At 60.4% G+C, this 22,371-nt stretch carries 20 protein-coding genes; 15 read left to right on the forward strand and 5 right to left on the reverse strand.

Going from position 1 to position 22,371, the window contains the following annotated elements; translation table 11 throughout:
• Nucleotides 1–5 precede the first annotated feature (5 nt).
• Nucleotides 6–794 carry a 4-hydroxy-2-oxoheptanedioate aldolase gene (gene hpaI / locus ACVDG9_RS20025; protein ID WP_209169901.1) on the forward strand — a complete coding sequence of 263 codons (789 nt, stop codon included), beginning with the start codon at nt 6–8 and terminating at the stop codon, nt 792–794.
• A gap of 352 nt (nt 795–1,146) precedes the next feature.
• Here the strand turns inward: hpaI and ACVDG9_RS20030 are convergent, their stop codons facing one another.
• From ACVDG9_RS20030 to ACVDG9_RS20040, 3 genes are all read right to left on the reverse strand, one after another.
• Nucleotides 1,147–1,809, reverse strand: a complete 663-nt coding sequence (locus ACVDG9_RS20030) for a L,D-transpeptidase (RefSeq protein ID WP_023003258.1) — start codon at nt 1,807–1,809, stop codon at nt 1,147–1,149.
• Nucleotides 1,810–1,980: 171 nt separating this feature from the next.
• Nucleotides 1,981–2,925 carry a sugar kinase gene (locus tag ACVDG9_RS20035; protein WP_447238799.1) on the reverse strand — a complete coding sequence of 315 codons (945 nt, stop codon included), beginning with the start codon at nt 2,923–2,925 and terminating at the stop codon, nt 1,981–1,983.
• Nucleotides 2,922–3,614: a GntR family transcriptional regulator gene (locus ACVDG9_RS20040; protein ID WP_055656081.1), complete on the reverse strand. Its 693-nt coding sequence runs from the start codon at nt 3,612–3,614 to the stop codon at nt 2,922–2,924. The genes ACVDG9_RS20035 and ACVDG9_RS20040 overlap by 4 nt, the downstream gene beginning before the upstream one ends.
• Nucleotides 3,615–3,706: 92 nt before the next feature.
• Here ACVDG9_RS20040 and uxaC point away from each other — a divergent pair, with 92 nt between their 5' ends.
• The 9 genes from uxaC (at nt 3,707) to uxuA (ending at nt 12,618) form a co-directional block, all read left to right on the forward strand.
• Nucleotides 3,707–5,149 (forward strand): glucuronate isomerase, encoded by a 1,443-nt coding sequence (uxaC, locus tag ACVDG9_RS20045; protein WP_023003255.1) that lies wholly within the window; start codon nt 3,707–3,709, stop codon nt 5,147–5,149.
• Between the two features lie 23 nt (nt 5,150–5,172).
• Nucleotides 5,173–6,153, forward strand: coding sequence for a TRAP transporter substrate-binding protein (locus tag ACVDG9_RS20050; RefSeq protein ID WP_023003254.1), 981 nt, complete (start codon nt 5,173–5,175; stop codon nt 6,151–6,153).
• A gap of 152 nt (nt 6,154–6,305) precedes the next feature.
• A complete protein-coding gene (locus ACVDG9_RS20055; protein WP_088665314.1) occupies nt 6,306–6,803 on the forward strand; it encodes a TRAP transporter small permease in 498 nt (165 codons plus the stop codon).
• Between the two features lies 1 nt (nt 6,804).
• Nucleotides 6,805–8,085 (forward strand): TRAP transporter large permease, encoded by a 1,281-nt coding sequence (locus ACVDG9_RS20060; protein ID WP_055656087.1) that lies wholly within the window; start codon nt 6,805–6,807, stop codon nt 8,083–8,085.
• A gap of 10 nt (nt 8,086–8,095) precedes the next feature.
• The gene (locus ACVDG9_RS20065; RefSeq protein ID WP_447238800.1) at nt 8,096–8,413 is read left to right on the forward strand and encodes a cupin domain-containing protein; all 318 of its coding nucleotides are present in this window, start codon (nt 8,096–8,098) and stop codon (nt 8,411–8,413) included.
• Between the two features lie 27 nt (nt 8,414–8,440).
• Nucleotides 8,441–9,265, forward strand: coding sequence for a 5-dehydro-4-deoxy-D-glucuronate isomerase (gene kduI / locus ACVDG9_RS20070; protein ID WP_055656091.1), 825 nt, complete (start codon nt 8,441–8,443; stop codon nt 9,263–9,265).
• A complete protein-coding gene (gene kduD / locus ACVDG9_RS20075; RefSeq protein ID WP_447238801.1) occupies nt 9,262–9,990 on the forward strand; it encodes a 2-dehydro-3-deoxy-D-gluconate 5-dehydrogenase KduD in 729 nt (242 codons plus the stop codon). The genes kduI and kduD overlap by 4 nt, the downstream gene beginning before the upstream one ends.
• Nucleotides 9,980–11,434 carry a mannitol dehydrogenase family protein gene (locus tag ACVDG9_RS20080; RefSeq protein WP_447238802.1) on the forward strand — a complete coding sequence of 485 codons (1,455 nt, stop codon included), beginning with the start codon at nt 9,980–9,982 and terminating at the stop codon, nt 11,432–11,434. The genes kduD and ACVDG9_RS20080 overlap by 11 nt, the downstream gene beginning before the upstream one ends.
• Nucleotides 11,431–12,618, forward strand: a complete 1,188-nt coding sequence (gene uxuA, locus ACVDG9_RS20085; protein ID WP_447238803.1) for a mannonate dehydratase — start codon at nt 11,431–11,433, stop codon at nt 12,616–12,618. The genes ACVDG9_RS20080 and uxuA overlap by 4 nt, the downstream gene beginning before the upstream one ends.
• Here uxuA and ACVDG9_RS20090 read toward each other — a convergent pair.
• Nucleotides 12,615–14,171 (reverse strand): COG3904 family protein, encoded by a 1,557-nt coding sequence (locus ACVDG9_RS20090; protein WP_447238804.1) that lies wholly within the window; start codon nt 14,169–14,171, stop codon nt 12,615–12,617. The genes uxuA and ACVDG9_RS20090 overlap by 4 nt on opposite strands.
• A 254-nt stretch (nt 14,172–14,425) precedes the next feature.
• On the opposite strand from ACVDG9_RS20090, the gene ACVDG9_RS20095 reads away from it, so the two are divergent.
• The gene (locus ACVDG9_RS20095; protein WP_447238805.1) at nt 14,426–15,094 is read left to right on the forward strand and encodes an OmpA family protein; all 669 of its coding nucleotides are present in this window, start codon (nt 14,426–14,428) and stop codon (nt 15,092–15,094) included.
• Between the two features lie 147 nt (nt 15,095–15,241).
• Here ACVDG9_RS20095 and ACVDG9_RS20100 read toward each other — a convergent pair whose 3' ends face one another.
• A complete protein-coding gene (locus tag ACVDG9_RS20100; RefSeq protein ID WP_447238806.1) occupies nt 15,242–16,453 on the reverse strand; it encodes a caspase family protein in 1,212 nt (403 codons plus the stop codon).
• Nucleotides 16,454–16,733: 280 nt separating this feature from the next.
• On the opposite strand from ACVDG9_RS20100, the gene ACVDG9_RS20105 reads away from it, so the two are divergent.
• The 4 genes from ACVDG9_RS20105 to ACVDG9_RS20120 all read left to right on the forward strand — a co-directional run bounded on the left by ACVDG9_RS20105 (nt 16,734) and on the right by ACVDG9_RS20120 (nt 22,352).
• Complete coding sequence (locus ACVDG9_RS20105) at nt 16,734–17,720, forward strand: OmpA family protein (protein ID WP_447238807.1); 987 nt, start codon at nt 16,734–16,736, stop codon at nt 17,718–17,720.
• A gap of 9 nt (nt 17,721–17,729) precedes the next feature.
• Nucleotides 17,730–19,334 carry a caspase family protein gene (locus tag ACVDG9_RS20110; RefSeq protein ID WP_447238808.1) on the forward strand — a complete coding sequence of 535 codons (1,605 nt, stop codon included), beginning with the start codon at nt 17,730–17,732 and terminating at the stop codon, nt 19,332–19,334.
• Nucleotides 19,331–20,776, forward strand: a complete 1,446-nt coding sequence (locus tag ACVDG9_RS20115) for a caspase family protein (RefSeq protein ID WP_055656105.1) — start codon at nt 19,331–19,333, stop codon at nt 20,774–20,776. The genes ACVDG9_RS20110 and ACVDG9_RS20115 overlap by 4 nt, the downstream gene beginning before the upstream one ends.
• A 76-nt stretch (nt 20,777–20,852) precedes the next feature.
• On the forward strand, nt 20,853–22,352 hold the full coding sequence (locus ACVDG9_RS20120) for an SH3 domain-containing protein (protein WP_447238809.1): 1,500 nt from the start codon (nt 20,853–20,855) through the stop codon (nt 22,350–22,352).
• Nucleotides 22,353–22,371 lie beyond the last annotated feature (19 nt).

Genomic DNA, 22,371 nt, shown 5'->3' on the forward strand with positions numbered 1-22,371 from the left:
AAACCATGCCAGCGCCTCAAAACGCCTTCAAAGCCGCCTTGAATTCCGGTCAGCCGCAGATGGGCTGCTGGGTCGGGCTTGCCGATGCCTACACGGCGGAGATTACCGCGAGTGCCGGCTTCGACTGGCTGTTGATCGATTGCGAACACGCGCCCAACGACCTCAGATCCATGATGGCGCAGCTGAAAGTGGTCGAGGCCTCTGGCAGCAAGCCGGTCGTGCGGGTACCCATTGGCGAGACCTGGATGATCAAGCAGTTCCTGGATGCCGGTGCGCAATCGTTGCTGGTCCCGATGGTGGAAAGCAAGGCGCAGGCAGAAGAGCTCGTCAGTGCAGTACGTTATCCGCCGGTCGGTGTGCGCGGCGTTGGATCCGCGCTTGCCCGCGCGTCCGGCTTTTCCGCCATTCCCGACTATCTGGCGACTGCCGACGGTGAGATCTGCCTGCTGGTTCAGGTGGAAAACCGCGCCGGCCTGGCAGACCTCGACGGCATCCTGTCGGTCGACGGTGTTGACGGTGTCTTCATCGGACCCTCGGATCTGGCCGCCGATATGGGCCACCTCGGTGACCCGATGCATCCTGAAGTCGTTGCCGCGATCCTCGACGCCATGAAACGCATCAAGGCTGCCGGCAAGGCACCGGGTATCCTGACCACCAATCTGGATTTCGCCCGCACCTGTCTGGAGCTCGGCGCAACCTTCGTTGCCACGTCGATCGACGTCACCCTCTATGCCGCGGCCATCCGCGGTGCAGCCCGGCAGGCAAAGGAGTTACTTGGGTCGGTCGAAGGCTAAAGGCCAGAGGCTCGATGCAGTCTCTTGAACAAGGTGCCCATCCTTCGAGACGGGCCTGAAGGCCTTTCTCTGGATGAGCCTTGGGGCGGAAGTATGAGCTGTCCTTGACTACTCGGATCCGAGACGCCTGCCTGCCAGAATCCCGGTTACTACGTCAGACAGGTCACCATGTCGGACTTTCCACCCCCGGGAGCCCTTTCACCGAAGAGCCTCCCAACCACCCTCCTCATCCTGAGGAAGCGCGAAGCGCTGTCTCGAAGGATGGGCCGCGTGAACGAAAAAGAGCCGCCAGTCCATCTGCGGGGACCTGCGGCTCTTCAAACATGAGGCCGTAGCGGACGGTGCCGAAAACCTAGCCCAGCACAACCACCTTGGCGCCGACATTGACGCGGTTGTAGAGATCGATGATGTCCTGATGCCACATGCGGATACAGCCGCTGGAAGCATTGGTACCGATGCTGGAGGGCTGGTTGGTGCTGTGGATGCGGTAGAGCGTATCCTTGTTGCCCTGCCACAGATAAAGCCCGCGCGCGCCGATCGGATTGCTCGGACCGCCGTCCTGCCCGTCACGATATTTTTCCAGTTTCGGATCCCGTTCGATCATCTCGTCCGGCGGAAACCATTTCGGCCACTCGCGCTTGAAGCGGATTTCCGCCTCACCGTTCCAGGCAAAACCGGCGCGACCGACACCGATGCCATAGCGGATGGCACGACCACCGGGCTGGATCAGATAGAGATACTTGCTGCCGGGATCGACAACGATTGTGCCGGAGGGATATTTGCTCGGATAGAACACCACCTGGCGCAGATATTTCGGGTCGAACTTCTGATACTGGATCGCCGGTATCGAAAACCCGCCATCGGTTCTGGCGGCATAGGCCGTCGCGTAATCCGGTGTCCCGTCGGCCAGCGGGGTCAATCCCGCCTGCACGGTTGAACTTTGCTGGCTCTGGCAGGCTGCCAGCAGCAGGGGTATTGCAGCAACAAATGTGCGTCGGCTCATCGTGGAAGCCATATTCGCGTCCTTTCAGCGGCGTGCTCGAACCGTCAAACTTGCAATAATACGGTTCTGACCGGATCAGAAAATTCTAAAGACACATCACGCGATCCAGGAGCGAAAGCAACATATTTATGGTAAACAGTTGATTAAAATTGGGGCTTTTCTGCCGTTAGGTTACACAAACAATCAGGCGCTCAACCTGTTGCGGCAGGCAATCAGGTCCATTCTTGTGACAGGCACCAGCGCTCCACGGCTGCCGATCACATGCGCGGCAAGGGCACAGCCCGCACGAACAGCCTCACGCGTTCTTGCCCGTTCCATGTATTCGACCAGGAACGCCGCATTGAAACTGTCGCCTGCTGCCGTCGTATCGACGACCGTGCTTGCCGGTTCCGGCTGATACTGAAAACTGTCGCCATCGGCCCCGCGCACAAGGATCGGCCCCGCCCCGTTCTTGACCACGACCAGCCGCGCCCCATTGGCGAGATAGCGCGCCGCGGTCGCCGCTTCGTCAGTATCCTTGAAATGGCTGGCTTCATCTTCAAACGACGGCAGCACGATGCCGGCGACGCTCGCCGCCTTCATCGTCCAGCGGCACATTTCGTCACTGGCCGGCCACAGGCGCGGCCGCAGGTTCGGGTCGAAGACGATTTCCGCGCCGCGCCCGGCAGCCGCCTGCAGGGCGGCTAGCAGCCGGTCCCGGGCTGCTTCGGCAAGAATGGCCACTGTGATACCGGAAAAATAGAGCAGGTCCCCTTCCCCGGCTGTCTCCAGTGCTGTGAGATCGTCGGCAAGATGCCGGGCCGCGGACTGCGAGCGCCAGTACTGAAAGCTTCGTTCGCCTTCGCTCAGGAAAATCATGTACATGCCCGGCGCAGCACCTGGCACCCTGGCCATCACGGGCCTGATTCCTGCAGCTTCGATAAAGTCCGTCAGTTGTCCGGAAAGTGCGTCATCGCCGACAGCACTCAGGTACCCGACATCCAGCTTTTCGGTGTCCGTCAGTTGGCGCGCGTACCAGGCCGTGTTGAACGTATCGCCGGCAAAGCCGACGGCGTAGGTTCCTGACGGTGTCGGTGAAAACTCGACCATGCATTCGCCGATGGCGAGAAACCGCATCGGCATACTCATTCCTCGAAATGGTCCAGGTTCTCGGCGCGGATACGGCCGAGAATAGTGGCAATCCGGCCCAGGTGTTCGGTCAGCATGGATTCGGCCAGTTTGCCGTCCCGCCTGCGAATGGCCGACATGATACGGAAATGGTCGTCCAGTGCGACTTGCGCGCCGGACGCCAGCGACAGGAACCGCACCCGGTCCATATGCGCTTTCTGCTCGCGGATCAGCGCCCAGACATAGTCGTGGCCCGAGATTTCACAGATCCTCCGGTGAAACGTATCGTCAAGCGTGTGAAACAACTGGCGTTCATTCGCATCCACCGCCGCCTGCTGCTGTGCAAGCAGCTCGTCCAGATCGTCGATCTGTGCGTCCGTGATGACTTCGATGGCGGCTCGCATGCAGGCAACTTCCAGCGCCGTTCGCACGAACTTGGCCTTCAGCACCGCAACTTCCGAGATCTTGGAGATAACCGTTGCCCGTTGGGGCCGGATCAAAAGGAACCCGAGTTGCGACAGCCGGTAGAAGGCATCGCGCACGGGTTGGCGAGACACGCCGAAGGCCTTGGCCACTTCCGCTTCCGACATGCGCGTACCCGGCGCCAGGTCCAGTGACAGGATCTGCTGGTGCAATTCCTCGAACACCGTATCTGCGACGGTCGGGATCTTGATCGGCTCGAGCACCTTCAGGGCGCTACTTTCTGACATCAGCGTTGTCTCCGTTGACTCGTCTACTCAACTAGCATATCAGTTTACTAGTAGCAACATCAGCCTGCCCAAAGGCGCCACGGGAGAAACGAATGTCACTGGAAAGAGCGGATGCACCGGATATTTCGGAACAGGGCCTTGACCCGCACCGCCTGTTTCCCGCCGATGCGACCTCGCGCAAGATCGCGACGGAGCTTTATGCCACCGTCAAGGATCTACCGATCGTCAGCCCGCACGGGCACACGGATCCGCGCTGGTATGCCGAAAACGAAGCTTTCCCCGATCCTGCGCAACTGTTCATCGTTCCCGATCACTACGTCTTCCGCATGCTGTTCTCGCAAGGGATCGACCTCAGCCAACTGGGTGTACCGCGCATCGACGGCGGCTTGAGCGAGACCGACAGCCGCAAGATCTGGCGCACCTTTGCCGAAAACTTCCATCTTTTCCGGGCCACACCTTCACGCATGTGGCTGGAGCATTCCTTCCAGGAAGTCTTCGGCTGGACCAAACGGATCTCCGCCCAAACCGCGGATGAAGCCTACGACCACATTGCCGATTGCCTGAGCCGCCCGGAATTCCGGCCGCGTGCGCTGTTCGAGCGCTTCAACATCGAGGTGATCGCAACCACGGAATCACCGCTGGACGACCTGAAATGGCACCGACAGATCCGGGACAGCGGCTGGAAAGGGCGGGTCGTCACGGCTTATCGCCCCGATGCCGTTGTCGACCCGGAGTTCGAGGGATTTAGCGCCAACGTCGAAAAATTCGGCGAGCTCGCCGGTGAAGACACCACAAGCTGGCAGGGTTACCTCAATGCCCACCGGGTGCGCCGGGCCTATTTCAAGTCCTTCGGCGCAACGTCGTCCGATCATGGTCACGCCACCGCACGCACCGAGAACCTGCCGGCTGCGGATGCTGAAGCCCTGTTCCAGAAGGCCCTGAAAGGCAATTGCTCACCAGCGGAAGCCGACGCATTCCGCGGCCATATGCTGACGGAAATGGCACGAATGAGCCTCGAGGACGGGCTGGTTCTGCAGATTCATCCGGGCAGCTACCGCAATCATTCGTCCGGCATCATGGCAGCTCATGGCCGGGACAAGGGTTTCGACATCCCAACCCAGACCAGCTACGTCAAGGCGCTCAAGCCGCTGCTGGACGCGGTCGGTCTGGAAAAGGACCTTTCGATCATTCTCTTCACGCTGGACGAAACGGCCTATTCTCGTGAATTGGCCCCGCTTGCCGGCGTCTATCCGACGCTCAAGCTCGGTCCGGCCTGGTGGTTCTACGACAGCCCGGAAGGCATGCGCCGCTACCGGGAACTGACCACGGAAACCGCGGGTTTCTACAACACAGTCGGTTTCAACGACGACACCCGCGCCTTCTGCTCGATTCCGGCCCGCCACGATGTGGCCCGCCGTGTCGATTGCGCTTACCTCGCATCGCTCGTGACATCCGGGAGGCTGGACGAGGACGAGGCATATGAGGTCGCTCACGACCTCACTTACAGGCTTGCCAAGCAGGCCTATCGGCTCTGACGAGCCAATTTCGGGAGGAGACTATGAAAGTATTGAAGACCCTTGCGGCATCGCTTCTGGCTACCGCCGCGCTCACATCCGCATCGCTTGCATGCGAAGTGACACTGAAATCGTCCGACACCCATCCGGACGGCTATCCGACGGTTGAGGCCGTCAAGCAGATGGGCAAGCTGCTGGAAGAGCGCACTGACGGCCGCATCTGTGTCGAAGTGTTCCATTCCGCGCAGCTTGGCGAGGAAAAGGACACCATCGAACAGACCAAGTTCGGCGTCATCGACCTGAACCGCGTCTCCATGGGCCCGTTCAACAACCTGGTCGAGGAAACCAAGGTTGTCTCGCTGCCTTACATCTTCAAGGGCGTCGATCACATGCACACAGTGATGGACGGTCCGATTGGTGACGAGATCCTGGCAGCGTTCGAACCGCACGGCTATGTCGGCCTTGCCTTTTACGACGGCGGGTCGCGCAGCTTCTACAACAAGGTCAAACCGATCAAATCGATTGAAGATCTTGAAGGCATGAAGGTTCGCGTCATGCAGTCCGACATCTTCGTCGACATGATGTCGGCGCTCGGTGCCAACGCGACGCCGATGCCCTATGGCGAAGTCTATTCGTCCATCCAGACCGGCGTTATCGACGGTGCGGAAAACAACTGGCCGTCCTACGAATCTTCCGGTCACTTCGAAGTTGCCGGCTACTACACTCTGGACGAACACCTGATTGTGCCGGAAGTGCTGGTGATGTCGAAGAAGTCCTGGGACAATCTGTCTCCGGAAGACCAGGCAGCAGTCCGCCAGGCTGCAAAGGACTCGGTCCCCTTCATGCGCGAACAGTGGCAGGCCCGCGAAAAGGCGTCTGAAGAAAAAGTCCGCGCTGCCGGTGTCGAAGTCGTCACGGAAATCGACAAGGAGCCGTTCATGGCAGCCATGGACAGCGTCTACGAGAAGCACGTGACCTCCGAAAATCTGAAGGATCTCGTCGCCCGCATCCGCGCGACCGACTGATCTTCGCAAGCCCGCAGCCGGCAAAGCTGTTTCGCGGTCCATCGACCGCGGAACGGCCCGGCTGGCTGCTGGCCGTTTTTCAGGATCCGCCTTGACCCGGTTCCCTGCTTCAGGATCTCGACGTGCAGCCTCATCTCAAGTTCACCGCGCAGATGTTGCGCCATGTCTCCACGGCAGCGCTCTGGCTTGCCGGAGGCGGCCTCATTCTCATGACCGTGTTCATCACGGCGCAGGTCTTCATGCGCTACGTCATGAACGACAGTCTCGTCTGGTCGGAACCTGCTTCCGTCATCCTGATGGGCTGGTTCATCTTCCTCGGCGCCGCCGTCGGCATCCGTGAAGGTTACCATCTCAGCTTCGACGTCCTGCTCTACTTTCTGCCGCAGGGAGCCAAACTGGTGCTTTACAGCATCTCCGATGCCGTGGTCGCCGCCTTTGGCGCGGGCATGGCCTGGTACGGCGCGGAACTGGCGCTGTCGGCCTGGGATGTAAAACTGCCGTCGCTCGGCGTTTCAGGCGCGGTTGATTTCCTGCCGCTCGTTGGCGGCGGTTGCCTGGTTTTTCTCTTTTCCATCGAACGCCTGATGCGTCGCGCAGCCGGTCTGCCGACCGCACGCTTCGGCGAAGATCCCATCGAAGAGGCTGCTTGATATGGAACCCGTAATCCTCTTCGGCACTTTCACGGTCCTGCTCCTGATCGGCACACCCGTTGCCTTCTGCCTGGGCGCAGCGTCACTGGCCACCGTGCTCTACATGGGCCTGCCGCCCGTCGTCGTCTTCCAGCGTCTGAACTCGGGTGTCTCCGTTTTCGCGCTGATGGCGATCCCCTTCTTCATTTTTGCCGGCGAACTGATGGTGCGCGGCGACATTGCCCGAAGGCTGGTGGCGCTCGCCGGGGCCGTGGTCGGGCATATGCGCGGCGGTCTCGGTCAGGTAAACATCACCGCCTCCGTGCTCTTCGGTGGCATCTCCGGCTCCGCCGCGGCGGATGCAACCGCCATCGGCGGCCTGATGATCCCGCAGATGAAGGAAAAGGGCTATTCGGTCGAATACGGTGTCAATGTCACCGTGGTCTCCTCGATCATTGCGCTGATGCTGCCGCCCTCGCACAACATGATCATCTATTCGATCTCGGCTGGCGGGCGTCTTTCCATCGCCGACCTGTTCACCGCAGGCATCCTGCCGGGCCTCTTGCTCGCAGTTTCCCTGATGGTCACAGCCTGGTTCGTTGCCCGCCGTGCCGGTTATCCGACGGAACGGTTTCCCGGCCTGTCGGCTCTTGGTGCGATGTTCATCAACGCCATTCCAGGCCTGCTGTTGATCGGCATCATCTTCGGCGGCGTGCGCTCCGGTGTGTTCACCGCTTCCGAAAGCTCCTGCATCGCGGCCGTCTACGCGCTGCTGGTGACCACGCTTGCCTACCGCACCATGCACTGGCCGGAGTTCGTCGCCGCCACGAAAGCCGCGGTGCGCACCACCGCCATGGTTCTGCTGGTCATCGGCTGTGCGGCTTCCTTCGGCTGGCTGCTGGCCTTCCTGCGCATTCCTGCGGAACTTGTGGCATTCATGAAGGGCATTTCCGAGAACCCGCTGATCATCCTGCTGATGATCAACATTGTGCTGCTCTTCCTCGGCACCTTCATGGACATGTCGCCGCTGATCGTCATCACCACGCCGATCTTCCTGCCGGTTGCCACCGCTTTCGGGGTCGACCCGGTCCATTTCGGTGTCATCCTGGTGCTCAACCTCGGGATCGGCCTGTGCACGCCGCCGGTCGGCACAGTGCTCTTTGTCGGCTGCGCCGTTGGCCGGATATCGGTCTGGGATGCGATCAGGACGATCTGGCCCTTCTATGGTGCCGCCATCTTCACATTGCTCCTGGTGACCTACATCCCGTCCCTGTCGCTGTGGCTGCCATCCCTGTTCCATTGAGGCAAAACCAATGTTCGTGAAATCCTTTCCCGAAGTGACCGCCGACCCGGGCATCCGCCGGCAGGTGCTGTCCGACAGTCCCGACCTGATGGTCGTCGCCTTCCGCTTCCAGCAGGAAGGCGCGGAAGGCAAGCTGCACAATCATCCACACGTTCAATCGACCTATGTCGAAAGCGGCCGTTTCCGCTTCACCATCGACGGCGAGACCTTCGACGTCAGTCCCGGCGACAGCTTCGTCATCCCCTCCAACGCCCTGCACGGGTGCGTGTGCCTGGAACCGGGGACACTGGTCGATACCTTCACGCCGCGCCGCGACGACTTTCTTTGAACACCGCCTGCACCCAAGGACTTTGCCATGTTGACCGTTGAAACCCGCTACGCCATCGACCCGGACACCGCCAAGACCCTCGACACCACGGGTCTTCGCAAACATTTCCACGCCGCCGGCCTTTTCCAGGATGGCAAGATCAACCTTATCTACACCCATTACGACCGGCTGATCCTGGGCGGCGCCGTCCCCGGAACTGGCGAACTCGTTCTGGATGAAGTGAAGGAAGCCGGCACCCCGTCCCTTCTCGATCGCCGCGAACTCGGCATTCTCAATATCGGGGAGGCCGGCACCGTAAAGGCGGGTGGCGAGACCTATCAGGTCGGCAAGGGAGATGTGCTCTACATCGGCATGGGCTCCGGACCCGTCACCTTCTCCGGCCCGGGCCGCTTCTACATCCTGTCAGCGCCCGCGCACCGGGCCTGCCCAAGCAGGCTGATCACCGTCAAGGACGCGCGCCGGGTGGAACTCGGCTCGGCGGAAACCTCCAACGAGCGCGTCATCCTGCAATTCCTGCATCCGGAAGTCGCCGAAAGCTGCCAGTTGCTTATGGGCTACACCCAGTTTGCGCCCGGCTCGGTCTGGAACACCATGCCGGCCCATGTCCATGACCGGCGCATGGAAGCCTATCTCTATTTCGAACTTGGCCCGGACCAGCGTGTGTTCCACTTCATGGGCAAGCCGGACGAGACCCGGCACCTGGTGATGGCCAACGAGGACGCCGTGGTCTCTCCGCCCTGGTCTATCCATTGCGGCGCCGGCACGGGGGCCTACACGTTCTGCTGGGCCATGGCCGGCGATAATGTCGACTTCACCGACATGGACATGGTCGCGATGGGAGACCTGCGATGAGCCCGTTTTCCCTGGAAGGCAAACGCGCCCTGGTGACAGGCGCCAACACCGGCATCGGCCAGGCCATTGCCATCGCCATGAGCAAGGCAGGCGCCGAAGTTCTGTGTGCGGCCCGGCGCGACTGCGACGAAACGCTGGCCCAGATAACCAGGGGTCGCCATGTGCACCTCGATCTGTCCGACCCGATGGCTGCGATGCCACTGTTCGAGGCGGAACAGATCGACATCCTGGTCAACAATGCGGGCATCATCCGCCGCGGCACGGCGGACAGCTTCAGCGAAGACGACTGGGACGACGTGATGGACGTCAACCTGAAGTCCGTCTTCTTTACCTGCCAGGCTTTCGGCAATGCCGCGTTCAACGCCGGCCGGATCGGGGCAATCGTCAACATTGCCTCGCTGCTGTCCTTCCAGGGCGGTATCAAGGTCGCGTCCTATACCGCGGCCAAACACGGCGTTGCCGGCATCACCAAGCTGCTGGCGAACGAGTGGGCGGCGCGGGGCATCAATGTCAACGCCATTGCACCGGGTTACATCGCCACCAACAACACCGAAGCCCTGCGTGACGACCCGGAGCGCAGCCGGCAGATCCTGGAACGCATTCCGGCCGGCCGCTGGGGTGAAGCCAGCGACATTGGAGAAGCCGCGGTCTTTCTCGCTTCACCGGCTGCAAAATACATTCACGGCGCTGTCCTCAATGTGGATGGAGGCTGGCTTGCACGCTGACTTGCCGCGCCTTTCCAGAACAACACCGGCGGCAAAAGCCGGCATCGTTCATCTGGGGCTCGGGGCATTCTTCCGGGCCTTCGGAGCGATCTACATAGAAGAAGCCATGAAGGCCTCTGACGGCACCGGACAGAACAACTGGGGCATTATCGGCGTTAGCCTGCAAAGCCCGCGCATGCATGACCAGCTGGCTCCGCAGGACTTTGTCTACACAGCGCAGGAACTTGGCCCGGAAGGCGAAACCCTTCGCCAGGTAGAGATCATCCGGGATGTGCTGGTCGCACGGGAAAACCCGGAAGCCGTGCTGGCCGCGATGGCGGATCCGGACGTCAGGATTGTCACCCTGACCGTGACGGAAAAGGGTTATTGCCACGATCCGGCAACCGGCAGACTGTATGCCGATCACCCGGACATCACACACGACCTGAAAGCCGCGCTGCCTGTCTCCGCTCCGGGTTACCTCGTGCGGGCGCTCGCAAGGCGGAAGGCCGCAGGCCTGCCGCCCTTCACAGTGCTCACCTGTGACAACCTGCCGGACAATGGCCGCCTGGTCCGCCGGATTGTGCTGGATCTTGCCGGGAAGCTCGATCCGGAACTGGCCGCCTGGATCGAAACCGAAGGCCATTTCCCGGCAACCATGGTCGACCGCATCGTGCCTGCCACAAAACCAGAGGATATCGACGCCCTGGCCTGCAAGACCGGCCGCTACGATGCAGCCCCTGTGCTGCATGAGCCGTTCCGGCAGTGGGTGGTGGAAGATGACTTTGTCCCGGCTTACGGCGCCGATGCCAGGCCAGACCTCGGTGCCGTAGGTGTCGAGCTTGTTGAGAGCGTCACCGCGTTCGAGCACATGAAGTTGCGTATGCTCAACGGCACGCATTCCTCGCTGGCTTACCTCGGCTATCTCGCCGGGCACGAGACGATTGCCGAAACCGTTGCAGATCCGCTGTTCGCCCGGTTCGTGAAAAACCTGTGGCGCCAGGAAATCATTCCGTCCTTCGAGGCTCCGTCGGGTGTTGATCTGGAAGCCTACGCGGATGCGCTTTTCGAACGCTATGCAAATCCCGGCATCCGGCACCGCACCTGGCAGATCGCCATGGACGGCAGCCAGAAACTGCCTCAGCGCATTCTCGGCACCGTGCGCGACAACCTGACGAACGGTCGAAACTGCCCGGGCCTTTGCCTCGCGATTGCCGCCTGGATGATCTATGTCGGCGGCGCCGATCTTGAAGGCAAGCCGATTGACGTGCGCGATCCGCTGAGTGATCGCCTCAAGTCTCTTGTCGGAGAAAGCGATGGCGACGCCGGCAAGGTGGCAGCGCTTCTGGGTGTCACCGAAGTCTTCGAACCCGGCCTCGCCGCTGCCATTCTGGCGCCCGTCACCGCCGCCTATGCTGCCTTGAAGGCTGACGGTGTCGGCAAATCAATCGGAACCCTGTCATGATCGAAGGTTGGCGCTGGTATGGCGGCTATGACCGCATCTCGCTTTCTGAAATCGCCCAGACCGGTGCTGTCAGCATCGTCACGGCACTGCACGAAATTCCCTACGGCCAGATCTGGCCTCGCGAAACAATCGAGAACACCAGGACCCGGCTTCACGCTGCCGGTTTCGACTGGACCGTGGTGGAAAGCCTGCCGGTTCACGAAGCCATCAAGCGCGGGGAAGGCGATCTTTCGGAACTCTTCGCCAACTACCGGCAATCGATGGCAAACCTGGCCGCTGAAGGCATAAAGGTCATCTGCTACAACTTCATGCCGTTGCTCGACTGGACCCGGACAGACCTGGCCGCGCCCGTGGCACGTGGCGGTACCTGCCTTCGGTTTTCCGCTGCCAGGATGGCGGCCTTCGAAATCTACATGGTCAAGCGCCCCAAGGCGGAAGACGATTATTGCGAACAGGTTCTGGTCGAGGCAAAACGCTGGTTCGATGCCGCAAAACAGCCGGACCTCGACCGCTTGACCCAGGCCATCATGGCGGGTCTGCCCGGGGCCTATGATCGTTACGACCCCAACGGCCTGCGTGAGGCTCTGGTGCCCTATCAGGGGCTCGACCGGGCGGCTCTCAGACAAAACCACAAGCGCTTCCTGGAGGAAGTGATCCCGGCGGCCGAAGAGCTTGGCCTGAAACTGGCGGTGCATCCGGATGACCCGCCCCGGGACCTGCTCGGTCTTCCGCGGATCGTCTCGGACGCGGACGACATCGACTGGATCCTGTCAGCGGTGGACAGCCCTTCCAATGGCCTGACGCTGTGCTCGGGCTCTCTTGGCGCCAACCCGAAGAACGATGTCCCTGCAATTGCGGAACGCTTTGCCGGCAAGATTCATTTCGCCCATCTGCGCAATGTCGCGAAAGATCCGGATGGCTCGTTCGAGGAAGCAGCACATCTTGGCGGCGACACCGACATGCCTGCATTGCTCGGCGTTCTTCTTGGCGAAGAAGCCAGACGGCGACACGCGGGCCGTAAAGATGCCGAAATCGTCTTCCGGCCAGATCATGGCCACGAGCTGCTGAGCGATGCCGACCGCGGTGCGCACCCTGGCTATCCCCTGATCGGGCGAATGCGCGGACTGGCGGAACTGCGCGGCGTGATCGCAGGTTTGACGGCTCGCCGCGCTGTCCAGGCCTAGCCGTTACACAGGACGTGCCCGCGGACTTCGTCTTCGGGCACGCCCAGCGCCTTCAGAAGAGACGGATCGATAACGGTTTCGGAGCGGTTCAGCAGATCCTTGTTGGCCCGCCCGATTGCCTTGCGCGTGTTCGGCCCGAGCGACCCGTCCGGAGTGCCCACGTCAATGCCGCTGTTGTTGAGACCGGCCTGCACCAGCCGCACAAGACCGGCATCATATTCATCGACCTGACCGCAGAACTCCCGAGGCACCTCGGCAAAGGCAAGGCTTGCCGGAATGCGTTTGAAGGATGTCTCGAACGTTCCCATGTTTTCAGCGAACAGCTCGACAAAATAGAGCAGCGCCACCCGGTGATTGTACTCCTTCAGCGCCAGACCAACCTCGGTATTGTCGATCCCTGCGGCAATGTTCATCAAGGCCGACGCATCCCGGTCACGAAACCCCGAAAGCTTACCGTTGGCTCCCAGCTCGAACAGCGCCACTTGCCCGAAGTCGCCGAGCAGACATTTCGAACTGCCATCGCAGACGTAGGACCGCCAGCTGTCGCCATTCGGGCTCTTCACGCCCAGACAGACAAAATTCTGCCCGGTGACATAGGTCAGGAAAGTGCGTTCGTTCGATTGCAGATTGGCCAGCAGGTCCGGCGACACGGTGTTGAAACGCCCTTGATACAGGCTGGAACAATAGGACAGCATCTGGCTGCGGCTGAGATTTGACAGATCCTGCGGACGTCCAACGACGAAGATCCCTTCGGCCGCCATTTCCGCCAGGGACAAGTGATACATGGACCCGGGTTTCGTGCCGTACATGTTGCGCATGAAGCCGATGCCGATACCTGTGCTGAGGAAATAGTCCGTAACCTCGTTGACGCCCCGATTGATCAGCTGAACGACCTGCCCGACCTGTTCCGCGCTGTAGTTGCCCTCAGGAAGCTGGATATAAGGCTGATGAATGCCGAGACGGGCGGTTTCATGAGCAAAACGGCGAGGAAAGAAGAACCCCTCGTATCGCGTATAACCCGCCAGAAAGACCAGGGAACAGGCGGACTCGCAGACGGCATTTTCCGGCAGCAGCGTGATGAAGTTCTGCTCCGCGATGTATTTGCCGATTTCCAGCGCCTCGCGCAGGTTGCCGCCCGGGCTGTTGAGCGAAATCACGTTGTTATAGGGGCAGTAGCCGGGCCTCAGGCAGTCCGAAAAGCCGGTGCGTTCCACAAGAGCCTTCAGGTGATCGAGGTCCCCCTTCTGGATCTGTCCCTCGAGGGATATGACCTTGCCCGTCTTGAGCCCACCCCAGGCCGGCACGATATGCAGTGTCTCATAGGTATGTGCGCCATCGCCTGCGATGCCGTTTTCGAAATAAGGCAGTGATCCGTCCTTGACGGCGCTCTTCGATGTGAAACCGTCTTCAAGGCCCTTGGCGTGACCGACGGCTTCTGCGCTCACTGTCCCAAGGTCCAGAAGCTGGTAGCCGGCGGCGGCTGCAGGATTGCTGTCGAGAAGACGCATTTCGGCAGCATGGGCCGCCGAAAAGGCAGGAAAACATACAGCCACCGACGCAAGCGTCTGTATTAGGCTTCGGGCAAAGCCTTTTCCCGCCACCGCTGCTACAGCGTTTCGCAACATGATCAGCCCCTCATTCAATCCGATTGTCTGCAATTTGATTTTGTAAGGCCGCAAATGTGGCAGGGATGATGGGACAGCGTCAAATATCCCACTGACGCAGTGGCCACTTTCATTTTTTGCCAGCCGTATGGTAGAAACGGATCAATCCGTGAAACGACCACGTAACGGTTCGGGATATTGCCATGAAGCCTTTTGCATTTCTTTTGATTTTTATTTCCCTGGCTCTGCCTGCCGCGGCGCAAAGCACTATCACGCTTGAGGATTTCGATCTTGGCGGCGACACCAAGCCTGCAACTTCCGCCTCGCGTGACGCCAGTGCCCCGGCGGAGACCGACATGGAAAAATGCCTGCTTGATCAGGCCGCCTGCAGCAACTCGGAATTCAAGTCAAACACCGCCCTGTCGATGGACGATGTAGTGAATCTCAAGCTTGTCGATCGAGAAGGTGCTGCCTCCACCCCGCCACCAGTCGGCGGCTCTTCGGAAACCACGTCATCGGCACCACTGCCGACGATCGACATGGAAATCCTGTTCGACTACAACTCGGCATCGCTGCGTCCGGACCAGGCCGCGAAGATTACCGAACTCTCGCGCATTCTGAGCCAGGACAAGTTCAAGAACTATCGTTTCCTGCTGCTTGGCCATACGGATGCAAAGGGCAGCGCACAGTACAATCTGGCCCTCTCGCAGCAACGCGCCCAGACGGTCGCAGGTTTCGTTGCAGCCTGGGGTGGGCTTTCAGAGCAGCGTGTTCTGGCAAGCGGAATGGGCGCCTCCAGATTGAAGGACCAGAGCGATCCCTACGGCGAACAGAACCGCCGCGTCCAGCTGGTCCTGCTGCCGGTCAACTGATCCTCACAAGAGGACCTGCCTACACAGTCGCCTCCCCGACGTCCTCCCGGCCAATCGAGGCGCGGGCTGGGATCGGGGATGCACAGACCTGTCGGTTTTAGAGCGCGGGCGCATCTTCGTTGAAAGCGACCCGCCTCTTCTCCTGCGTCAGTTGATCTTGAACTCGGCAAAATGATAGGCGACCCGTTCCGGGTCGGACCCGATGGTCCCGGACATCTCGTTTTGCGCGAGCTGTCCGTTGATCCGCCTGAGCACTTCCTTCTTCTGCTGATCGGAAAGAGCCGGTCCCATTGAGCAGAAGAAGCCGATGCGGTTCGCCCCCTTCTCGTCCGCTTCTTCCACGACCAGCCCATAGCGCGAGCCGGGCGAGATTTCGTAACGGATCTTGCCGCCGCCGAGTTCAACCGTCTTGAAGTACGAAGTCGGGATCGGCGTCACCCGGTTTGACGGTGTTATATTAAAGAAATCCGGTGCGCACTGCTGCGGCACATCCGCCAGAACCGAGACTTCCTCGCCGGCACTGACCGAGCCGGGATAGACTGCCAGCAGGGTCTGCTGATCATCTGTCTCCGGAGCGGCTGCGTTTGTGCGCTTGAAATAGAATTCCGTCTGCATCTGAGACAGCTGCTGCGGCCGCTGCTCGCCGTCGGTCTCAGCCATCACATCACGCGTCACCCGCTTCATCAAGACGGAGACTTCCGCATCCGGTGTGGCAACGTGGCGGGCCAGCGCCTTGGCGAAAGGCGAGTTCTGTCCGGCACCATCCTTTGCAACGGAATTCGGCAAGGTGGCGAAAGTGACCAGCATGTCGCCAACGGTGCGGATGGGGGCAAGCCCGCGGGTGATCCCGGCGGACCGCCCGTCGGAGGAGGACTGCGACAACAGATGTTCGGCAAAGGGGTTGTTGCGGCAGGCGTCAAGGAACAGGAGACTGATCGGCACCTCTTCCATCACCTCCATGAACGAACGCAGACTGACCGTTTCCCGTTCGATCGAGGTCGCAGATTTCAGTTGTGCATCCACGGGGATCAGAAAATTCTCACCATCCTTCTGAATGCCATGGCCTGCGAAATAGAGCACCGCCACATCCAGGTCCGGAGCACGATCGGCAAGATCGTCCAGGACCTTGCCAAGACCATCCTCATCAAGGTCGAAATGAACCGAAACTTCGAATCCGACCCCTTCCAGCGACTTGGCAACAAGATCCGCATCCCGTCCCGGGTTTCCGAGCCGGCCGATCTTCTCATAGGACGAATTACCGATAACGAGCGCAAAGCGGTTTTCGTCTGCCTGCGCCAGACCGACGGCCATCAGAAAAAGACAGCAGAACCCCGTCAGAAACCTGACACATCTCGACATTTGACTGCCCGGCACCACTGCAACCTCATCCTTAGAAATCATCAATTTGAAATACCTCATGACGCCCTGACAATTGACTCAAGCGACCCTGCGTGATGTTGTCTTGCGAACAGATTGAAACGCAATAAGGAACGGAGAAGCAACCGGGATTTTACACCGGTGCGTCAGTTGCAACGTCTGCGAGCCTGGAAACAACCGGCCCTCAACCCTTCGCTGCAAACACCCGCCAGACCGACCTATTTTATAATTTATCATGCAAGAGTTGGAGAGACTTTCCAGCATGCCGCTTATCCGAACTGTTTTACCCGCCCACCTTATGCATCTGGCGGGCCTTGCCGTCTCCGCCGTCATCGCCCTGCCCCTCCTGACCACTGACGCTTCCGCACAACTCGTTTCATGCGAGAGCATTCAGAAGGACTGGCTTGCGATGCCGCTGAGCGCCGGTCACGAAGACCGCGTCAGGATCTACGACCAGGCCTTCAATGACAGCGATTGCGACGGCATGGTGGTGGAAGGCTTCGGCAAGGAAATCATCGATGCGCGGCTCGACGTCATCGCGCCGTTTCAGGATCTTGAAGGCTATACCGGCAACCTTGAAACCCTGAAACAGGACCTGGCCGACCTTCAGGAATTCGGCAGCCACTGGCGTATTTCCTATCTGCTCGGAGAAATTCTGCGCAAGCAGCAGCAAACCCTGCCGGCGTTCCGCGCCTATCAGGAAACCCTTGGCCTGGTGGATGACACCGAGCTGACCCCTGCGGAACCGGCACATGCCATGATCGCCCGGCTGCGCGACCGCCTGGATGAGCTGGCGGTGGTCGTTGCCCAGATTTCAGAGGAACCGGGAGACATCAAGATTCCGGTCACCCGCAGCGGACAGTCGATCTCGCAATACAGCTTTTCCACGCGCGGCTACAAACGCAAGAAGACCCTGGTTCCGATCCAGTTCGTCTACGATCAGGATGTCATGACCAAAGCCGGCCGGACCAGCTTTGAAGACGTGCAGGAAGCCCTGGAAAAGCAGGGTTCCCCGGATATCCAGGTCGTCGGCCATACCGATCCGGTCGGCTCTGATGCCTACAACATGCAACTGTCCATGAAGCGTGCCGAGGCCGTACGTAGCGCCTTGCTGGCAGCCGGATACTCCGGCTCCATCGAGGTGCTTGGCATGGGTGAAAGCCAGCCGTTCCAGTTCGACGATCCATCCCTCTACACCGAGGACGTGCGCAATCAGGCGCACCGGCGTGTTGAATTCGTCCGGAAATAGGCGGCCCGCATGACCAAATCCATTCTGCCGGCCTCCGCGGCTTTCCTGAAAAAGCGGGTGCCGGGATTTGCCCCTGCCCTCGTGCTTGCAGCAGGCCTTGCCGCGCCGCTTCCCGCATTTGCCGGCAATCTCTACGGCCTCGTTATCGGCATTGACGACTATCAGCACATCACTGACCTCAAGGGCGCCGTCAATGACGCGAGAGATGTTGCAGGAACACTGGAAAAGCTGGAGGCCAGCAAGGTCATCCTGCTGACCGATGCCGACGCCACACGGGACAACGTCTTTGCTTCGTGGCGGGAGCTGACGGAACTTGCCGGCCCGGGGGATACGCTGGTGTTTCATTATGCCGGTCACGGTGCCCGGCAGGAAGCGATCCTTCCCGGGCACGAAGAACTCGACAACATGTTCCTGCTGGCGGGCTTCAACGAAACCGGCCCGGGTGTCAACGAGCGCATCATCGACAACGAGGTCGGCCATCTGCTGGCCGAAGAAAAGGAAGCAACCGTCGTCTTCGTCGCCGACAGCTGTTTTGCAGGCGATATGGCCCGGGCAGCCGATTTCCGCGCCGAAGTAAATGTGCGCGTTGCCGATGTTCGGGTCGACAAATCCTCTGACAGAATCGCCGAGCGGGTGAGGCAACTTGGCGAAGTTGAGGAAGATGCACTTCAAAATGTCATCTGGCTTTATGCCCAGGACCGCAACAAGGTCACCCAGGAAGTGCGGATCGGCGAAGAGCTGCGCGGTGCGCTCTCCTATGCCTTTTCCCGCGCTCTTGAGGGTGAAGCGGACGGTGACAGCAACAGCGTTTTGAACACGGCCGAACTGAAGCGTTACGTCAACAGCTCGGTCAAGCGCCATACCGAACGGCGGCAACGGCCGGAAGTCAATGCCGGATCCAGGGACCTGGAAATCCTGCTGCATGATGCTGCCGGCACGCCTGCCCCGAGCGCCGGACTGCCGGAACTGACGCTCTACGCCGCCCCCGGCGAGACAATTCCAGCCCTGTCAGGCATCCGCAAGGTCGACAGCAAGGCTGAGGCCGATCTGATTTATGACGGCGACGGCTCTTCACTGGTCTACAAGACCGGCGACGTGATCGCCTCGTTTCCCGCCCCGCCTTCCGCCGAGGCCCTGCAGGCGACCGTCGACAAATGGCGCTTCCTTGCCTTCCTGATCGGCTTTGCCGAAACTGAAGGTCCGGAACTGGACCTTTCCGACGGCAGCCGGACCTATATCGAAGGTGAGCAGGTGACATTCTCGATCCGCTCGTCCGGCAACGAAAATGTGGTCCTGTTCAACCTCGCTTCAAACGGGGCAGTTCAACTGGTCGGCCCCGTTCGCAGAGGCAAGCGCGGTCTGGCTGCAGGCAAGCTCCGACCTGGCCGGACTGACAGCTTCCGCTCCGCGGTGATCCCGCCCTTCGGCGCCGACCATCTCATCGCCATCACCACACCGTCCCCCATGCCCGATCTCGTGGATGCGGTTCAGGACGCACAACAAAACAACGATCTCGCCGCCCTGGCCAAGGAAATCGGCCACACGCTCGACGGCCAGTCCTTCGGCCTGGACTGGGTCGGGCTTTATACGCGCGCAAAGGGAGACCTTCAGTGAAAACAGGATACCTCAAGGCCTTCGCGGCAACCATGTGCCTGTGCCTGTCCGCCGGCACGGTTCACGCCGCGCAAAAGGCATTGCTGATCGGCGCCGGCGTCTACCCTTATCTGGAACCGGACGCGCAGCTTTCAGGCCCTGCGAACGACGTGCGCCAGATGGCGGATTTCCTCAAGGGCGACTGGGGTTTTGCATCCTCCGATGTCCGCATCCTGGTGGAAGAGGGCGCGGCCAAGAACAACATTCTGGGTTCCATCACCGGTTGGCTCGCCAGTGAGACGCGGCCGGGTGACCGCGTCATCATTTATTATTCCGGTCACGGCTCCCAGGTTCCCGATCGCAACGGCGACGAAGAGGACGGCCTCGATGAAACCTTCGTCCCGACCGATTACGGGCGCAGGGGTGCAAGGGCCGAGGATATGCTCACCGACGACGAGATCGCCTCCGCGCTGTCCACACTGAAGGGCCGCGAAGTGATCCTGATCGCCGATTCCTGTCATTCAGGTACGGTCAACCGCGATGTCGTGCCGGATCTTGTTTCCAAGGGTCTTGATGCGAAAGCGCGTTACCTGCCGTTCTCGGGCGTTTCCAGGTCCCTGCCGGTGGTGCGTGACGAAGAGCCTCTGGCACGCGAAACCAACGTGCACCTGACCCTGTCCGCTGCCCTGCCGCACCAGCTGGCCTGGGAAACCAACGGCTCGGGCATCTTTACTCAGAACCTGATCCGGGGTCTACGCACGCGCGAGGCCGACCTCAACGGCAATGGCCGTGTCACCACCGCGGAACTTCTGAACTATCTGCGTCCTCGCACCGAGCAATGGTGCCAGCGCGTGGAGGATTGCCGTGATCTGCAGTTCACGCCCAACATGTCACCGCGCAACGAAGCCTTCATTCTGCAACCGGCTTCGGCCGAAGGCCCAGTCCAGACGGTAACCGGAAATACCGCCGACGATGTTTCCGACGTGCTTCCGGAACAATCCTCTCAGGAAATCAAGGTTTCCATCCTGCCCGGCTCCGTACACCAGATCGGTGACGAGGTGCAATTCCAGCTCACCAGCGCCGTCGATGGCTACCTGACCCTTTTCGACCTGACCGTCGAAGACGATCTGGTGCTCCTGTTCCCGACCGATGAGGATCGCTCCGCCGGCAAGACCGGCCGCATCCGCGCCAACTCCGCGCTCACGGTTCCCGACCCGTCCTACGGCTTCAGCTTCGAGGCAGAGGCACCGGCGGGCAAGGGCAAGCTGCTGGCGATCGTGACCGAGGATCCGGTGGATCTGGAAAACCTTCTTGCTGCCAACGGTGAATTCGAGCCGATCGGTGACAAGATCGATTTCATGAAGGAACTTTCCGGCCGCCTCAACAAGGTCTGGACCGCGGACAACGCCAATCGCAGTGCCCGTTGGGCGGCCGGTTATCAGGATTATGAAATCCGGCAGTAATCCCTTGGAGGCTGGCACATGCAGGCCTCCAACTTCACTTTCAGGCATCGCAAACGAGCACATTCCCGGACCTCGTTTGGCAAAAATCATCGAGGCGGCCGGCGCCCGCTTCACTCAGCAGTCGACGGTACCCATGTTGCTCAATTCCATCGTTTTCTGTCTTTCGCTGGTTTTCGCGGTTTCGCAGCTTTCCGCCGCCGAGATTACACAGCGGCCCGATCTCGCACCGCGATTGGCACAACTGAAACCGTTGTATCCGGGCAAAGGGTCTGCCGGCAGCGTGGTCAATGAACTGCAGGGAACGATATTCCTGGTTTCCGGCGTCATCGAAAAAGGCGATCTGGAAAAGCTGAAGGCTGCTCTCGACGGCACCTGGGGCAAATACATCGTCTTCGACAGCCCCGGCGGCAGCTTTCTGGAAGGCATCCGCATCGGCCAGTATCTGCAATACAACGTCGGCTCGCAGGACCCGGATCTCAACGGTGTCTTCGTTCTCAACGGTAATGAGTGCCTGTCCGCCTGCGCTCTCGCCTTCACCCTGGCGGCTACCCCGCGCAACGCTGTTTATGGTGGCGACATCCGCTTTCTGGAAGCTGGTGCGGCACTCGGATACCACATGGCATTCCTGCCAGAGGAGAAGGCCAACCAGCTTGTGGCCGTCAAGGAAGCCATGAACCTGGCCTATGAACTGACACAGACCTACGTCAAGCTGATCAAGGGCGGCATTGCCCCGTCCATCTTGTTGCAGGAAGCCCTGTCCCACCGCACTGCCGACAGCTTCTTTTATCTGGCTGGCGGCATTCGGTCCTACGCGATGGGCCTGACGCCGGTTTCTGCCGGCACTATTGCCGACCCGATCAACAAGAGTGCCCTTTACATGGACACGGTTGGCGCCATGTGCACCCAGCTTTTCCAGGCCGACAATTCAATCAGGAAATCTGAAGTCGAATATGAATTCGGCGCAATTGACGGATCTGGCCCGAACCCGCAGGAAACCAAGCTGGAAGATCTGATCCAAGAGTTGGGGTCACGCCGTATCGCCGCCAGCCATAACGGCGTTGCTTATTGCACGGTCGAACTTTCCGAAGACGGCACCGTCGGCATGCGCATCACCTCCGGTTCGCTACCCTGTGCGAAGGGCGGGTATGACGCCCCCACATGGTGCGCAATGCCGGGGCCCTTCGACGATACCCTGCCGAAAGTGACCAACGCGCTGCTTGCCGACGCAGCCAGTTGCCACGGCGGCACGCTGACGACCGAATACGCCTACTGGACGAGCGATGTCATCGACTACGACATCGGCGAGGAAACACCGACCGCTCTGACGGACTGGAATTCGTGGGAGCGCACCATCGCGCGGGACGTCAACGTTCGCCAGAACCCTTCTCTCGACTCGGAAGCCGTTGGCCGGGTGCAGATCGGTGACAAGGTCAAGATTTCCGATTGCCGTATCGTCTCGGGGCCGCAAGGTGTCTGGTATCAACTGTCCACCGGCGGCTGGATCAGTGCCCGCTTCGTTTCCGAATTCGATCAGTTCACCCGTCCGGCAACAGAACAAACCATGATAGGCCGATAAGGGCCTTGAACCCGTCAGC

Source organism: Roseibium sp. RP-7, assembly GCF_053005225.1.

Bases quoted from the DNA above. Each gene is read 5' to 3' on its own strand.
- kduI (WP_055656091.1), top strand. From the start codon at position 8,441: ATGTTGACCGTTGAAACCCGCTACGCCATCGACCCGGACACCGCCAAG.
- uxuA (WP_447238803.1), top strand. From the start codon at position 11,431: ATGATCGAAGGTTGGCGCTGGTATGGCGGCTATGACCGCATCTCGCTT.
- ACVDG9_RS20055 (WP_088665314.1), top strand. From the start codon at position 6,306: ATGTTGCGCCATGTCTCCACGGCAGCGCTCTGGCTTGCCGGAGGCGGC.
- kduD (WP_447238801.1), top strand. From the start codon at position 9,262: ATGAGCCCGTTTTCCCTGGAAGGCAAACGCGCCCTGGTGACAGGCGCC.
- ACVDG9_RS20065 (WP_447238800.1), top strand. From the start codon at position 8,096: ATGTTCGTGAAATCCTTTCCCGAAGTGACCGCCGACCCGGGCATCCGC.
- ACVDG9_RS20105 (WP_447238807.1), top strand. From the start codon at position 16,734: ATGCCGCTTATCCGAACTGTTTTACCCGCCCACCTTATGCATCTGGCG.
- uxaC (WP_023003255.1), top strand. From the start codon at position 3,707: ATGTCACTGGAAAGAGCGGATGCACCGGATATTTCGGAACAGGGCCTT.
- ACVDG9_RS20100 (WP_447238806.1), bottom strand. From the start codon at position 16,453: ATGTCGAGATGTGTCAGGTTTCTGACGGGGTTCTGCTGTCTTTTTCTG.
- hpaI (WP_209169901.1), top strand. From the start codon at position 6: ATGCCAGCGCCTCAAAACGCCTTCAAAGCCGCCTTGAATTCCGGTCAG.
- ACVDG9_RS20060 (WP_055656087.1), top strand. From the start codon at position 6,805: ATGGAACCCGTAATCCTCTTCGGCACTTTCACGGTCCTGCTCCTGATC.
- ACVDG9_RS20110 (WP_447238808.1), top strand. From the start codon at position 17,730: ATGACCAAATCCATTCTGCCGGCCTCCGCGGCTTTCCTGAAAAAGCGG.
- ACVDG9_RS20050 (WP_023003254.1), top strand. From the start codon at position 5,173: ATGAAAGTATTGAAGACCCTTGCGGCATCGCTTCTGGCTACCGCCGCG.
- ACVDG9_RS20095 (WP_447238805.1), top strand. From the start codon at position 14,426: ATGAAGCCTTTTGCATTTCTTTTGATTTTTATTTCCCTGGCTCTGCCT.
- ACVDG9_RS20035 (WP_447238799.1), bottom strand. From the start codon at position 2,925: ATGAGTATGCCGATGCGGTTTCTCGCCATCGGCGAATGCATGGTCGAG.
- ACVDG9_RS20040 (WP_055656081.1), bottom strand. From the start codon at position 3,614: ATGTCAGAAAGTAGCGCCCTGAAGGTGCTCGAGCCGATCAAGATCCCG.
- ACVDG9_RS20030 (WP_023003258.1), bottom strand. From the start codon at position 1,809: ATGGCTTCCACGATGAGCCGACGCACATTTGTTGCTGCAATACCCCTG.